Raw genomic sequence first — 14,155 nt, 5'->3', positions numbered from 1 at the left:
GGGTGTGACGAGCGCCCCGTGTGACGTACGCCCAACGCGCCGTGTCCGCGGGGGCCTTGTCCTAGACTCGGCGCCATGCCGGGTCCCCCCGCCCACTGTCTCCGGCCCCGCGACCTGCGTCGCGGGGCCGCTTTGACGTTGCTCTTCATCGTGTCCGTCACCGCGGCCGCAGGCTCCGGCTGCTGGGGCGCGGACGCCACCGCGCAGTTACCGCCCGCCCGTGCGCAGGCCGGTGCGACAGAGGCCCCCCGGGAGGCGGCCACCTCCGACCGGGACGCCGTGGCCCGGGCCGTCGCCGAGGCCGTCGCGGAGGGGAAGTCGGGCAAGAGGGCCGCCGAGGAGGAGGTCAGCCGCAGCGGCGACCGCTGGGCGGCCGTCTACGACCCCGACGAGTACGCCGCCTTCGCCGAGGACCTCGACGGCCACTGGACCGGGGTCGGGGTGTGGGCCGCGGGCCGCCGCGACGGCCGGATCGAAGTCGACCGGGTCCAGCCCGACAGCCCCGCCGCACGGGCCGGACTGCGCGCCGGGGACCGGCTGCTGAGCGTGGACGGCCGGCGGGTGACGGGGCTGTCCGTCACCGAAGTGGTGGCCATGCTGCGCGGGGAGGCCGGGACCCCCGTCGTACTGGGCCTGAACCGGGACGGCGCCGACCTCACCGAGACGGTCCGCCGCGAACGGCTGAGCGCCGACCCGGTGACCGTACGGCAGCTCGCGGACGGCACCACCGTCATCAAGGTCGCCTCCTTCACCCGGGGCTCGGGAGACCGGGTCCGCGCCGCCGTCCGCGCGGCCCCGCCCGGCGCGGGCGTACTGCTGGACCTGCGCGGCAACCCGGGCGGGCTGGTCACCGAGGCCGTGACGGCCGCCTCCGCCTTCCTGGACGGGGGGCTCGTGGCGACGTACGGCGTACGCGGCTCCGAGCGCGCCCTGTACGCCGAGCCGGGCGGCGACACCGCGCGGCCGCTGGTGGCGCTGGTGGACGGGGGCACGATGAGCGCGGCCGAGCTGGTCACCGGCGCCCTCCAGGACCGCCGCCGCGCGGTGACCGTCGGCACCCGCACCTTCGGCAAGGGCGCGGTGCAGATGCCGACGCGGCTGCCGGACGGCTCGGTGGCGGAGCTGACGGTGGGCACGTACCGCACTCCGGAGGGCCGCAGCATCGACGGGAGCGGCATCACGCCCGACCTGACGGCCGGTGACGGCGCCGAAGACCGGGCCCTCGGGGTATTGGGTGGCCTCGGGGTGGGTCCGTAGTGCGAAAATGACCGCACTATGGCTAAGGAAAAAGGGCGGAAGCTGATCGCCCAGAACAAGAAGGCGCGGCACGACTACACGATCCTCGACACCTACGAGTGCGGTCTCGTACTCACCGGCACCGAGGTCAAGTCCCTGCGCCAGGGCCGGGCCTCCCTCGTGGACGGTTTCGTGTCGGTGGAGGGCAACGAGGCCTGGCTGTACAACGTGCACGTGCCGGAGTACAGCCAGGGGACGTGGACCAACCACAGCGCCCGGCGCAAGCGCAAGCTGCTGATGCACCGGGAGGAGATCGACAAGCTGGAGCGCAAGGCCGACGAGTCGGGCCACACGATCGTGCCGCTGACGCTCTACTTCAAGGACGGCCGGGCGAAGATCGAGATCGCGCTGGCGAAGGGCAAGAAGGAGTACGACAAGCGCCAGACGCTGCGCGAGAAGCAGGACACCCGCGAGACCAACCGCGCGATCTCGGCGATCCGCCGCAAGCAGCGCGGCACGGTGTAGCCGGCGCGGTGCGGCTGCGGCGGGGGCACGCGGTTAATCGCCTGGCATCCCGTGGTCCACTTCGCGTACCATGTGCGTAGCACCGCACCGCCCCCGGGTGGCGCGGTTTGTCAAAAAAACATGGGGATGATCGGTTTCGACAGCGGATGTCGATGCAGGGGAAGCGAGCCGAGGAAGCGGCAATGATCTCGTAAACCCTATGTCGCAAAAAATAATCGCCAACACCAAGAGCGATAACTCCCGCTTCACCCTCGCTGCCTAATAACAGTGAGCTGAAGCCTCTGTGAGGAGCGTCAGCCCGGAAGTGGTCCCGGTCCGGATCCTGGCGTCAATAAGGGATCTAAACCTCTAGCCCCGGTCACGGGGGCCTGAGGGAAACCAAACAGTGACTGAGCCCGTCGGAGACTTGTCCGTGTGATCTCCGGGGCCGAGAAAAGCGCAGCGGACTGCGCTCGGAGAAGCCCTGCTTCTGCACCGTTGGACGCGGGTTCGATTCCCGCCATCTCCACTCATCCCATGTGGGCGAAGGCCCCGCAGTCGTGAGACTGCGGGGCCTTCGTCATGCCCGGCCCGGGGCCGGTGGCACTGCCCGGTGTCGGACCCTTCGCTCCGCGCGGCGTCAGTAGTGGTAGCGGGCCTTGAGGATCTTCACTTCCTTCTCGTCGGCGCGGTACACCAGGCGGTGTTCGTCGTCGATCCGGCGGGACCAGTAGCCCGACAGGTCGCCCTTCAAAGGCTCGGGTTTGCCGATGCCGGTGAACGGGTCACGCTGGATCTCCCCGACGAGGCGGGTGATCCGGCGGGCCATCTTCCGGTCGGCGGCCAGCCAGAAGAGAAAGTCCTCCCAGGCGGCGGCGTCGAAGTGGACGCTCCTCACTCCTCGCCCCCGGCCAGCTCCCGCAACTCGTCCATCGTTTTGGCGACGACGGGGGCCGCTGCCCGGTCGCGTGCGACGGCTTCCATCAGGCTCTGGGCGTTGGCCGGCGAGCGCAGCAGGTAAACGGTCTCCTGCCAGGAGTCGTAGTCGTCGGCAGACATGAGGACGGCATCCCCGTGACGAGAGGTGATGCGCACCGGGTCGTGATCGGTGTTCACGCGTTCGATGAGGGGGAAGAGGCTCGCGCGTGCTTCGCTGGCGCTTATCGACATGGTCCACACTCCAGGTAGTTCGTACAGGAACATGGTACCGCTTACGTACCGGAAAGCAGTACGACTACGGGGTCCGCCGACCGCGGGCTGTGATGAGGAGGGCCAGGAGCGCGGCCGCCGGGGGCAGTGCGTACGCGGCCGGGGGGCCGAGGTGGTCGATCAGGGGGCCGGCCGTCGCCGAGCCGAGGGCGATGCCGGTCAGGATCGCGGTGACCGCGAGGGTCATGCCCTCGTTGAGGCGGCCCTTCGGGGTCACACGGTGCACGCGGGACATCGCCGTGACCATCGTCGGGGCGGTGGCGACGCCCGCCAGCAGCAGCGCCGCGGCCAGCAGCGGCAGGGAGCCCGCCGACGCCGCCGCCCAGGGGAGGGCCATCGCCGCGGCCAGCGCCACGAGGCAGGTGGTCAGGCCGCGCGGGCGCAGCGCACCGTAGAGCAGGCCGGCGGCGCAGGAGCCCAGGGCCTGGAGGGCCAGGACCGGTCCGGAGGCGGCGCCGAGGCCCAGGGCGTCGAGGTGGGCGATGGAGGTGACCTCCATCGCGCCGAACATCACGCCGAGGGCGAGGAACAGCGGCAGCAGCGGCGCCACCGCGCGCAGCGCCGAGCCGCGCGGGCGCAGGGCGGACACCGGGGGCTCGGTGGAGCGCTGCGAGGCGAAGAGCAGCATGCCGGTGAGGAGCAGGGCGCCCGCGGTGAGGGTGCCGGCCTCCGGGAAGACGGCCGAGCAGAGGAAGGCCGCCACGACCGGGCCCAGCATGTAGCACAGCTCGTCGGCGGCCTGTTCGAAGCTCATCGCCGTGTGCTGCGCGTCGGGGGAGTCGCGCAGCAGGTGCGTCCAGCGGGCGCGGGACATTCCGCCGGTGTTCGGAGTGGTGGCGGTCGCCGCGTACGAGGCGAACAGGGTCCAGGCCGGCGCGTGCGTACGGACGCTCAGGACCAGCGCGAGCGAGCCGAGGACCGCGATCAGCGTGGCCGGGACGGCGATCCGGGCCTGACCGTGGCGGTCGATCAGCCGGGCCGTCCAGGGCGCGACCAGGGCGGTGGCCGCGAGTCCGGTCGCGGTGACGGCGCCGGCCAGCGCGTACGAACCGCGCTGCCCGGCGATCATCATCACCGCGCTGATCCCGAACATCCCCATGGGGAGCCGGGCGAGGAGGTTCCCGGCGGTGAAGGCCCGCGCGCCGGGCAGCGCGAACAGCCGCCGGTACGGGCCGGGGACGCGGGCCGAGCGCTGCGGGGGGCGCGGCGGGGCGACGTGGACAAGGGTGGAGCCGGAGACGGTCATCCGGGTGGAAGCAGTGGCGTACGGCATGGGGAAAGCCTCCGGCCGGACGCGCGGCGCGGTCCAACACCTGTTCCGGGGCCATTCACCGCCCTGTGTTGTTAGTCTCCCGGGGTGATCGCCCGTGATGTGGAACCCCGGCTGCTGCGCGGGTTCCTCGCCGTCGCCGAAGACCGGCACTTCACCCGCGCCGCGGCCCGCCTGTACGTCGCGCAGCAAGCGCTGAGCAGGGACGTACGGCGGCTCGAACGGCTCCTCGGAACCACCCTGTTCCTGCGCACCACGCGGGCCGTGGAACTGACCGCCGACGGGGAGCGGCTGCTGGCGCCGGCCCGCAAGGTCCTCGCCGCGCACGAGGAACTGGCCGCCGCCTTCGCCGGCCCCCGGGCGCTGCTCGTCGACCTGAACACCGACGGCCCGAGCACCGCCCGCACCGTGCTGGAACGCGCCCGCGAACTCGCCCCCGCCGTCGAACTGATGGCCCGCTTCGAGAGCGGGCTCACGCACGCCGCCGCCGAGATCGCCGCCGGACGCCTGGACGTGTCCTTCGGGTACGCCGACGGCCTGGACCCCGCCCTGTGCGCCCGCCTCGTGCACCGGCCCGTACGGTACGAGCCGCTCGCCGTGCTGCTGCCCGAGGGGCACGCGCTGGCCGGGCGCGCCGAGGTTCCGCTGGCGGCGCTGGCCGGGGAGACCGTGTACGCCGGGGCCGGGAACCCGCGGACCCTGGAGTGGACACGGCTCGCGCGCGAGCTCTTCGCCGGGTGGGGCATCGCGCCGGCGCCGCCCGCGCCCGTGGCCGTCGGCAAGGACGAGTTCCGCCGGGTCATGGCCAAGACCCGCAACCCGGTACTGGTCACCGTCGACTTCCCCGACATGCCGGGCTGCGCGAAACGGCCGCTGGTGGACCCGGTGCCGCTGTCGCCGCTGTCGATGGTGTGGCGCAGGGGGTTCAGCCACCCCGGCCTCGACGCCCTGCACGAGGCCGCGGCCGCCGGCGCCGCGGACCGCGGATGGCTCGACGTCCCCCCGGGCGCCTGGCGCCCGGCCGCGCTCACAGACGCCCCCGACGGCGGGTGAGAGCAAGGTAGCCCGGCGGTCATCAGCCGGGGACCGGAGCGGAAACGCGCCGTTCCTACGGTCTTCCCACGGACGCGACAGCTGTGGAGGCGTGTGATGAGCACCGGTGGTACCGCACCGCGCGAAAGGGGCCGCTGGATCGAGCGGTGGGACCCCGAGGATGAGACGTTCTGGAAGGAGACCGGGGAGAGGACCGCGAAACGGAACCTGCTGTACTCCGTGTTCTCCGAGCACATCGGGTTCTCCATCTGGTCGCTCTGGTCCGTGATGGTGCTCTTCATGGGCCCCGGGTACGGGATCGACCCCGCGGGCAAGTTCTTCCTCATCGCGACCGCCACCGCCGTCGGCGCCCTCGTGCGCATCCCGTACACCTTCGCCGTCGCCCGCTTCGGCGGCCGCAACTGGACGGTCGTCAGCGCGGCCCTGCTCCTCGCCCCGACCGTCGCCGCGCTCGTGGTGATGGAACCCGGCACGCCGTACGGGGTGTTCGTCGCCGTCGCCGCGCTGACGGGCGTGGGCGGCGGGAACTTCGCCTCGTCCATGACCAACATCAACGCCTTCTTCCCGCTCCGCAAGAAGGGCTGGGCGCTCGGGCTGAACGCGGGCGGCGGGAACATCGGCGTACCGGTGGTACAGCTCGTCGCGCTGCTGGTGATCGGCACCGCCGGGGCCGGGCACCCGCGGCTGCTGCTCGCCGCGTACGTCCCGCTGATCGTCGCGGCAGCGGCGCTGGCCTTCCTGCGCATGGACAACCTGGCGCCGGTGCGCCGCGACGTGGGCGCCGTACGGGACGCGGCCCGCGACGCGCACACCTGGATCATGGCGTTCCTCTACGTCGGCACCTTCGGCTCCTTCATCGGCTACAGCTTCGCCTTCGGGCTGGTCCTGCAGACCCAGTTCGGCCGGACCCCGCTGCAGGCCGCCTCCCTCACCTTCATCGGGCCGCTGCTCGGCTCGCTGGCCCGCCCGGTGGGCGGGGCGCTCGCCGACCGGCTGGGCGGGGCCCGGATCACCCTGGCGACGTTCGTGGCGATGGCGGCGGCGACGGGGGTGGTCGTACTCGCCTCGGTCCGCGAGTCGCTGCCGGTGTTCCTCGTCGGGTTCGTGGCCCTGTTCGCGCTGAGCGGCGTCGGCAACGGCTCCACGTACAAGATGATCCCGGGGATCTTCCAGGCCAAGGCACTGGCCGCCGGGATGACGGGCGAGGACGCCGCGGCCTGGGGGCGCCGGCTTTCGGGGGCGTCCATGGGCCTGATCGGGGCGGTGGGGGCGCTCGGCGGGCTCGCCATCAACCTGGTGTTCCGCGAGGCGTTCACGGACTCCGGATCGGGCACCGCCGCGTTCGTCACCTTCCTCGGCTTCTACGCCGTGTGCTGCGCCGTGACGTGGACGGTATACCTTCGCCGGCCCGGGGCCGGGGCGCCCAGGGCGGCCGGGGCGACGGCGAAGCGGCAGCTCACCTCGGTGTAACGGCGGTTAACGGCGGCGAAATACGGATGAACCGAGTCCGTCACGGCGCTTTGGCAGGCTCGGGTCCGTTGAGCGGGACAGCGGGACACGTGACGACCCTTTGGCAAGGCAGGACACCACTATGGACGACGCTACGGACCACCCCGCGGAGACGGCCGCCGGCCCCCTCTCCGGGTTCACGGTCGGGGTCACCGCCGCCCGCCGCGCCGACGAGCTGATCGCCCTGCTGCGCCGGCGCGGGGCGACCGTGCTCCACGCGCCGGCCCTGCGGATCGTGCCGCTGGCCGACGACGGTGAACTGATGGCCGCGACCGAGGACTTGATCCGGAGCACTCCGGACGTGGTCGTCGCCACCACCGCGATCGGGTTCCGCGGCTGGATCGAGGCCGCCGACGGCTGGGGGATCGGCGAGCAACTCCTCGACCGGCTGCGCAGCACCGAGTTGCTGGCGCGCGGGCCGAAGGTCAAGGGCGCCGTACGGGCCGCCGGGCTGGTGGAGGCCTGGTCGCCGGGCTCGGAGTCCCTCGCGGAAGTGCTGGACCGGCTGCTCGCGGGAGGGGTCGCCGGCCGGCGCATCGCGCTCCAGCTGCACGGGGAGCCGCTGCCGGGGTTCGTGGAGACGCTGCGGGCGGCCGGGGCGGAGGTGGTGGTCGTACCGGTGTACCGGTGGATGCCGCCGGAGGACCCGGGCCCGCTGGACCGGCTCCTGGACGCGGTCGCCACCGGCGGGGTCGACGCCGTCACCTTCACCTCGGCCCCGGCTGCGGCCTCGCTGCTGTCCCGGGCCGGCGGGCGCGGGATGCGGGAGGCGGTCCTGGAGGCGCTGCGCGGGGACGTCCTGTCGGCGTGCGTGGGGCCGGTGACGGCGCTGCCGCTCCAGGCGGAGGGCGTGGCGACGGTGCAGCCGGAGCGGTTCCGGATCGGGCCGCTGGTGCAGGTGCTGTGCCAGGAGCTGCCGCGGCGGGCCAGGGTGCTGCCGGTGGCGGGGCACCGGCTGGAGATCCGGGGCCACGGGGTGCTCGTCGACGAGGAACTGCGGCCGGTGCCGCCGGCCGGGATGGCGCTGCTCGCGGCGCTCGCGCGGCGCCCGGGGTGGGTGGTGGCGCGGGGGGACCTGCTGCGGGTGCTGCCGGGGGCGGGGCGGGACGAGCATGCCGTGGAGACGGCGATGGCGCGGCTGAGGGCGGCGCTGGGGGCGCCGAGGCTGATCCAGACGGTGGTGAAGCGGGGGTACCGGCTGTCGCTGGACCCGGGCCGGGTGCCTCCGGCGGGGTGAGGGGCCGTCTGCGGTAGCGCCCCGCGGGCCTGGGGGGCTCCCGGCTGCGCCGGGCTTCCCGGGGCTCCGCCCCGGACCCCGCGCCTCAAACGCCGGCGGGGCTGGGTTGTCGACCGCGTGCCCCGGGCGCCGGCGGGGCTGGGTTGTCGACCGCGTGCCCCGGGCGCCGGCGGGGCTGGGTTGTCGACCGCGTGCCCCGGGCGCCGGCGGGGCTGGGTTGCCCGGCCCCGCGCCTCAGGCCCCGGCGGGGCTGGGCTGCCGACGTAGGCGGGTGGTTCTACGGGCCGCGGGCGGGGGCGCAAAGGGGTGGATCCGGGTCGCGGGCGTGGGTTAGCGTGCCGCGGTGATGATCAACGGGGTGGAGATGAGGGGCGTCACCGTCGACGACGCCGCAGGGCTGGCCGACGCGTTGGCACGGAACCGGGCCTACATGGCGCCGTTCGAGCCGCGGCGGCCCGAGGGGTTCTACACCGAGGCCGGGCAGCGGGAGCGGATCGAGGCGCTGCTGGCCGACCGGGACGCCGGGCGGCTGGTGCCGTTCGTACTCGTCGAGGGCGACACGCCCGTCGGCGCCGTCAACCTCGGCCGCATCGAGCTCGGCCCCTTCCGCAGCGGCGGCGTGGGCTACTGGGTCGACCGGGAGCGGGCCGGGAAGGGGCTGGCCACCGCCGCCCTGGTGGAGGTCTGCCGGATCGCCCGCGACGAGGTCGGGCTGCACCGGGTCGAGGCGGGCACCCTCGTCGACAACCTGGCCTCCCAACGGGTCCTCGCCAAAGCGGGCTTCGAGCAGTTCGGCCTCGCGCCGCGCTACCTGCACATCAACGGCGCCTGGCGCGACCACCGCATGTTCCAGCGGCTGCTGCACGACGATCCGCCGCCCGCCCTCTAGCTCCTGCCGCCGAGGCGGCGTCGCGAGCCCGGGGACTCCCGGCGGTGGTCGGGGGAGGAACTTCGACGACAGGGCCTAGCCTCCGGCGCAGCTGACGGGCACTCTGGGGTGGCGGCCCACGGCAACCGAGGCGGTGACCGGTATGTGGTTCGACTCCGGGCGGGTCTGTCTGGACCTGCTGGCCACCTCCGCCCCCCGGCGGGACGCCGAAGGCATCCGGGACGGCGACGAGCTGCGGCTGTGGCTGGTCGGGGCCGGGCTGGTGCCCGACCGGACGCCGCTGGGGCGGGTCGGGCCGGACTGGGTCGGGGCGTTCCGGCAGCTGCGGGCCGATGTGGGGAGCCTCGTACGGGCCGAGCTGTACGGGGCCGCGCCCGACGAGGAGGCCCTGGCCCGGGTCAACGCGGCGGCCGCCGGTCCACCCCCGGGGCTGTGTGCGGTGCGGGACCAAGAAGGTCGACTCGTACGGGAGTTGTGCGGCGGCGTGGAGTGCGCCGGGCTGCTCGCCGCCGTCGCCCGGGACGCCGTCGAGCTGCTCACCGACCCCGGCGACCGGGCGCTGCTGCGCGTCTGCGAGGGCGAGGGCTGCGCCCGCGTCTACCTCGACACCTCGCGCGGCCGTCGGCGCCGCTGGTGCTCCAGCGAGCTGTGCGGCAACCGCGAACGCGTCGCCCGCCACCGCCGGCGGGTCCTGGCGGCCGGATCGGCGTAGCGCGGGACCCGCCGGACGCGGCGATCGGCCCGCGGTCCCGGAACGGGCGTGCGGACCCGGCCCCGCTTCGCGTACGGTTGACGGTCGCCCATGCACGTCAGAAGGGGGCCTTGGTGGCCGCGCAGAATGCCGCTGTCGACAGCACGGCGGATTCCGTCCGCGATCGGGAGATCGCGGTCGAGCAGACGCATCTCGACCGGGTGTACCGACGCCTTGAGGAGAAGATCCACGAGGCCGAGTTCCTGATGAACGACGCCGCCAAGCGCGGGCAGGTCGGCACGCCCGGCGCGCTCGCCGAGCGCGACGCGCAGGTCTTCCGCGCCGGGATCCACCTCAACCGGCTGAACAACGAGTTCGAGGACTTCCTGTTCGGCCGGGTCGACCTGGTCCTCGGCAAGGACGGCGAACGCGGCCCGGACGGGGCGTACACCTCGGTGGAGCCCGCCGACGACGCGATCCGGGACGATCTCACCGCCGACATCGCCGAGACCCTGCACATCGGGCGCATCGGCGTGCTCGACTCCGACTACGCGCCGCTGGTCATCGACTGGCGGGCCCCGGCGGCCGCGCCGTTCTACCGGTCCACGCCGAAGGATCCCGGCCGCGTCGTACGCCGCCGCGTGATCCGCTCCAAGGGCCGCAAGGTGCTCGGCGTCGAGGACGACCTGATGCGCCCCGAGGTGACCGCCTTCCTCGACGGGCGGGAACTGCCCGTGATCGGCGACGGCGCCCTGATGGCCGCGCTCGGGCGGGCCCGCACGCACTCCATGCGGGACATCGTCTCCTCCATCCAGGCCGAACAGGACCTGGTGATCCGTGCCCCCGCCGCGTCCGTCGCGGAAGTCGCGGGCGGCCCCGGCACCGGGAAGACGGCGGTGGCCCTGCACCGCGCCGCCTACCTCCTCTACCAGGACCGGCGGCGCTACTCCGGCGGCATCCTCATCGTCTCGCCGACCCCGCTGCTCGTCGCGTACACCGAGGGCGTGCTGCCCTCCCTCGGAGAGGAGGGGCAGGTCGCCATCCGGGCGCTGGGCTCGCTCGTCGACGGGGCCGAGGCGACCACGTACGACGAGCCGGCCGTGGCCCGCATCAAGGGCTCCTCCCGGATGCTCAAGGTGCTCCGCAAGGCCGTACGGGGGGCCCTGGAGCTCGGCGGTGCCGGTGGGGGCGGGGCCCCCGACCGGCTGCGCGTCGTCGCCTTCGGGCGGCGCCAGGAGCTGGAGGCCGACGAACTGAACCGCATCCGGCAGAACGTGCTCGGCGGCACCGCGCCGGTGAACCTGCTGCGTCCGCGGGCCCGCAAGCTGCTGCTGGACGCCCTGTACGCGAAGTCGGGCGCCAACGGGCGGCACAGCGACCCGGAGCTGGCCGCCGAGCTGCGCTCCGCGTTCGACGAGGACATCTCCACCGAGGACGCCTTCATCGAGTTCCTGAACGCCTGGTGGCCGGAGCTGACCCCGCGCGGGGTGCTGGCCGCGATGGCAGACGAGCGCAGGCTCGGGCGCTGGTCGCGCCGGGACCTGAACCAGCGCGAGGTCCGCCAGCTGGCCCGGTCCCTGCGCCGGACCGGCCCGGACGGCAAGGGGCCGCTGTCGGTGCACGATGTGGCGCTGCTGGACGAGCTCCAGCAGCTGCTGGGCGCGCCCGCGCGGCCCCGCCGCAAGCGGGAGTTCGATCCGCTGGACCAGCTCAGCGGGCTGGAGGAGCTGATGCCCACCCGCGAGGAGACCCAGTGGGAGCGGGCCGAGCGGATCGCGGCGGAGCGCACCGAGTACGCGCACGTCATCGTGGACGAGGCGCAGGACCTGACGCCGATGCAGTGGCGGATGGTGGGCCGCCGGGGCCGCCACGGGACGTGGACGGTCGTGGGCGACCCGGCGCAGTCCTCCTGGACGGATCCGCAGGAGGCGGCCGCCGCGCGTGACGAGGCGCTGGGGAGCCGGCCGCGCCGCCGGTTCACGCTGACCGTGAACTACCGCAACCCGGCGGAGGTCGCGGAGGTCGCCTCCCGGGTGCTGCGCCGGGCGATGCCGGGCATGGAACCGCCGCGGGCGGTCCGCTCGACGGGTCTGGAGCCCCGCTTCACGGCCGCCGGGGGCGACCTGGGACGGGCGGTACGGGAGGAGACCCGGCGGCTGCTGGAGCAGGTGGACGGCACGGTCGGCGTGGTCGTGGCCATGGACCGGCGCGCGGAGGCCGCCGGGTGGCTGGCGGACCTCGGCGAGCGGGCGGTGGCGCTCGGCAGCCTGGAGGCGAAGGGGCTGGAGTACGACGCCACGGTGGTCGTCTCCCCGGCGGAGATCGCCGACGAGTCGCCGGCGGGGCTGCGCGTGCTGTACGTGGCGCTGACGCGCGCGACGCAGCAGCTGACGGTGGTCTCCACCCCCCGGGACGAGCCCGACGCCTCGGGCGTGCCCTCGCTGCTGGCCGCGGAGGCCGGCTGACTGGGCCGGATGGCCCGCGGCCAGGGGTGTGGTGGCGGGGACAACTGCCGGGAGGGGGATCGCTTTCGGCGATCCTTTGTTAGCCTGGGTACGACACCGGCTCGATCCAAGCCCCCGGGCCCAACCTTCGTCGCCTAGAGCGACCACTTGCCGCGAGGCGAGCATGGCGGGTCGGTGTTTCAGCGTGAAGAACAGGTCTGCCCCTCCGCCCCGCGCGGAGGGGCAGACCTGTTTGTGCGTGCAGGCCCCTTGCGCGTGCGCGGGGGCCGTGCGTAGGGGCCGGGCTACCGCGCCGACCCCCAATCTCGTATGGTGGAAGAGTTCTTCCGAAATTTGTAGCTGGTTACCTTTTACCGGCTGGTAGGTGGGACGATCGGACAACAGGTCCTGCCGCACCTGCCGTGCTGCGGGCCCTGTGTACAGGAAAACCAGGGAACAGAAGAGGAACACGGCCATGGCAACGGCGCCCAGCGTCTCGTACTCGATGACGGTCCGCTTGGAAGTGCCCGCGAGCGGAACCGCGGTCTCCCAGCTCACCACCGCCGTGGAGTCGTCCGGAGGATCCGTCACCGGCCTCGACGTCACCGCGTCCGGCCACGAGAAGCTCCGTATCGACGTCACCATCGCCGCGACCTCCACCGCGCACGCGGACGAGATCGTCGAGAAGCTGCGCGGCATCGAGGGCGTCAGCCTCGGCAAGGTCTCCGACCGGACCTTCCTGATGCACCTCGGCGGCAAGATCGAGATGTCGTCCAAGCACCCCATCCGCAACCGCGACGACCTCTCGATGATCTACACCCCCGGTGTCGCCCGCGTCTGCACGGCCATCGCCGAGAACCCCGAGGACGCGCGCCGCCTGACCATCAAGCGCAACTCCGTCGCAGTCGTGACGGACGGCTCCGCCGTACTGGGTCTCGGCAACATCGGCCCGATGGCCGCGCTGCCCGTCATGGAGGGCAAGGCGGCCCTCTTCAAGCGCTTCGCCGGCATCGACGCCTGGCCGATCTGCCTCGACACCCAGGACAGCGACGAGATCGTCGCCGCCGTGAAGGCCATCGCGCCCGGCTTCGCCGGCATCAACCTGGAGGACATCTCCGCGCCGCGCTGCTTCGAGATCGAGGCCCGGCTGCGCGAGGCCCTCGACATCCCCGTCTTCCACGACGACCAGCACGGCACCGCGATCGTCGTGCTCGCCGCCCTGACCAACGCACTTCGCGTGGTGGGCAAGGCAGTTGGCGACGTCAAGGTGGTCATGTCGGGCGCCGGCGCGGCCGGCACCGCCATCCTCAAGCTGCTTCTCGCGGCCGGGGTGAAGAACGCCGTCAGCGCCGACATCAACGGTGTCGTGCACGCCGGCCGCCCCGACCTGGTCGACGCCGCCGCCGACTCCCCGCTGCGCTGGATCGCCGACAACACCAACCCCGAGGGCTACACGGGCACCCTCAAGGAGGCCGTGGTCGGCGCCGACGTCTTCATCGGCGTCTCCGCCCCCAACGTCCTCAACGGCGACGACGTGGCGGCCATGGCCGAGGGTGCGATCGTGTTCGCGCTCGCGAACCCGGACCCGGAGGTCGACCCGGCGATCGCCCGTCAGACCGCCGCCGTCGTGGCCACCGGCCGCTCGGACTTCCCCAACCAGATCAACAACGTGCTGGTCTTCCCGGGCGTCTTCCGCGGTCTGCTGGACGCCCAGTCGCGCACGGTGGACACGGGCATGATGCTGGCCGCCGCCACCGCGCTGGCCGACGTCGTCGGCGAGGACGAGCTCAACGCGAACTACATCATCCCGTCGGTGTTCAACGACAAGGTCGCGGGCGCGGTCGCCGGAGCCGTCCGCAAGGCCGCCTCGGCCTCTGTGACGGCACCCACCTCCGCCTGATCCCGGCGCGTCGCGGGATGCGGGCCCGGCCGGGCGCCTCTAGGGTTGCGGGGATGCCCGCGGGGCCCGCGGTCCGCATCCACCGGAACGACAGGTGCGGACGGAGCGTCACCGCGGCGTGACTGTGGCGCTTTTCGTGTGACCCTGGCGGGTGCCGGATTGGCTTTCCCGCCGCTGGTGGGGGCAGGATGCGTAACCGGGCGAGAGGGTCTG

Annotated in this window: 12 protein-coding genes and 1 other RNA gene; 10 read left to right on the top strand and 3 right to left on the bottom strand. The window is 73.3% G+C overall.

From position 1 onward, the window contains the following. Positions 1–75 precede the first annotated feature (75 nt). The 3 genes from ACIA6C_RS04680 to ssrA all read left to right on the top strand — a co-directional run bounded on the left by ACIA6C_RS04680 (position 76) and on the right by ssrA (position 2,272). Entirely contained in the window at positions 76–1,257 is a 1,182-nt protein-coding gene (locus ACIA6C_RS04680; RefSeq protein ID WP_399272901.1) for a S41 family peptidase, read from the top strand. 18 nt (positions 1,258–1,275) lie between these two features. Continuing rightward, complete coding sequence (smpB, locus tag ACIA6C_RS04675) at positions 1,276–1,761, top strand: SsrA-binding protein SmpB (RefSeq protein ID WP_361137760.1); 486 nt, start codon at positions 1,276–1,278, stop codon at positions 1,759–1,761. A gap of 122 nt (positions 1,762–1,883) precedes the next feature. Further along, positions 1,884–2,272: a transfer-messenger RNA gene (gene ssrA / locus ACIA6C_RS04670) on the top strand. Positions 2,273–2,380: 108 nt separating this feature from the next. On the opposite strand, the gene ACIA6C_RS04665 is transcribed toward ssrA, so the two are convergent. From ACIA6C_RS04665 to ACIA6C_RS04655, 3 genes are all read right to left on the bottom strand, one after another. Beyond that, positions 2,381–2,638 (bottom strand): Txe/YoeB family addiction module toxin, encoded by a 258-nt coding sequence (locus ACIA6C_RS04665; RefSeq protein WP_399272899.1) that lies wholly within the window; start codon positions 2,636–2,638, stop codon positions 2,381–2,383. After that, on the bottom strand, positions 2,635–2,910 hold the full coding sequence (locus ACIA6C_RS04660; protein WP_399272898.1) for a type II toxin-antitoxin system Phd/YefM family antitoxin: 276 nt from the start codon (positions 2,908–2,910) through the stop codon (positions 2,635–2,637). Before ACIA6C_RS04660 ends, ACIA6C_RS04665 begins: the two co-directional genes overlap by 4 nt. A 64-nt stretch (positions 2,911–2,974) precedes the next feature. Further along, positions 2,975–4,222: an MFS transporter gene (locus ACIA6C_RS04655; RefSeq protein WP_399272896.1), complete on the bottom strand. Its 1,248-nt coding sequence runs from the start codon at positions 4,220–4,222 to the stop codon at positions 2,975–2,977. 84 nt (positions 4,223–4,306) lie between these two features. Here ACIA6C_RS04655 and ACIA6C_RS04650 point away from each other — a divergent pair, with 84 nt between their 5' ends. From ACIA6C_RS04650 to ACIA6C_RS04620, 7 genes are all read left to right on the top strand, one after another. Next, a complete protein-coding gene (locus tag ACIA6C_RS04650) occupies positions 4,307–5,272 on the top strand; it encodes a LysR family transcriptional regulator (protein WP_399272895.1) in 966 nt (321 codons plus the stop codon). Between the two features lie 96 nt (positions 5,273–5,368). Beyond that, complete coding sequence (locus ACIA6C_RS04645) at positions 5,369–6,742, top strand: nitrate/nitrite transporter (RefSeq protein ID WP_399272894.1); 1,374 nt, start codon at positions 5,369–5,371, stop codon at positions 6,740–6,742. Between the two features lie 121 nt (positions 6,743–6,863). Beyond that, positions 6,864–8,018: a uroporphyrinogen-III synthase gene (locus ACIA6C_RS04640; RefSeq protein WP_366082306.1), complete on the top strand. Its 1,155-nt coding sequence runs from the start codon at positions 6,864–6,866 to the stop codon at positions 8,016–8,018. A 346-nt stretch (positions 8,019–8,364) separates the two neighbouring features. Further along, positions 8,365–8,907 (top strand): GNAT family protein, encoded by a 543-nt coding sequence (locus ACIA6C_RS04635; protein WP_366081452.1) that lies wholly within the window; start codon positions 8,365–8,367, stop codon positions 8,905–8,907. Positions 8,908–9,049: 142 nt separating this feature from the next. Further along, entirely contained in the window at positions 9,050–9,619 is a 570-nt protein-coding gene (locus ACIA6C_RS04630) for an ABATE domain-containing protein (RefSeq protein ID WP_366081449.1), read from the top strand. A 113-nt stretch (positions 9,620–9,732) separates the two neighbouring features. Continuing rightward, positions 9,733–12,063, top strand: a complete 2,331-nt coding sequence (locus ACIA6C_RS04625) for a HelD family protein (protein WP_399272891.1) — start codon at positions 9,733–9,735, stop codon at positions 12,061–12,063. 454 nt (positions 12,064–12,517) lie between these two features. Then, on the top strand, positions 12,518–13,942 hold the full coding sequence (locus ACIA6C_RS04620) for an NAD-dependent malic enzyme (protein WP_361137751.1): 1,425 nt from the start codon (positions 12,518–12,520) through the stop codon (positions 13,940–13,942). The last annotated feature ends 213 nt before the right edge of the window (positions 13,943–14,155 follow it).

Origin of the sequence: Streptomyces sp. NPDC051578 (genome assembly GCF_044454045.1) — a bacterium.
GTDB lineage: Bacteria > Actinomycetota > Actinomycetes > Streptomycetales > Streptomycetaceae > Streptomyces.
This window is presented reverse-complemented; position numbering and strand designations above follow the sequence as displayed.

Coding starts and splice junctions, on each gene's coding strand:
- ACIA6C_RS04680 (WP_399272901.1), top strand. CDS start 76: ATGCCGGGTCCCCCCGCCCACTGTCTCCGGCCCCGCGACCTGCGTCGC.
- smpB (WP_361137760.1), top strand. CDS start 1,276: ATGGCTAAGGAAAAAGGGCGGAAGCTGATCGCCCAGAACAAGAAGGCG.
- ACIA6C_RS04660 (WP_399272898.1), bottom strand. CDS start 2,910: ATGTCGATAAGCGCCAGCGAAGCACGCGCGAGCCTCTTCCCCCTCATC.
- ACIA6C_RS04655 (WP_399272896.1), bottom strand. CDS start 4,222: ATGCCGTACGCCACTGCTTCCACCCGGATGACCGTCTCCGGCTCCACC.
- ACIA6C_RS04645 (WP_399272894.1), top strand. CDS start 5,369: ATGAGCACCGGTGGTACCGCACCGCGCGAAAGGGGCCGCTGGATCGAG.
- ACIA6C_RS04640 (WP_366082306.1), top strand. CDS start 6,864: ATGGACGACGCTACGGACCACCCCGCGGAGACGGCCGCCGGCCCCCTC.
- ACIA6C_RS04635 (WP_366081452.1), top strand. CDS start 8,365: ATGATCAACGGGGTGGAGATGAGGGGCGTCACCGTCGACGACGCCGCA.
- ACIA6C_RS04630 (WP_366081449.1), top strand. CDS start 9,050: ATGTGGTTCGACTCCGGGCGGGTCTGTCTGGACCTGCTGGCCACCTCC.
- ACIA6C_RS04620 (WP_361137751.1), top strand. CDS start 12,518: ATGGCAACGGCGCCCAGCGTCTCGTACTCGATGACGGTCCGCTTGGAA.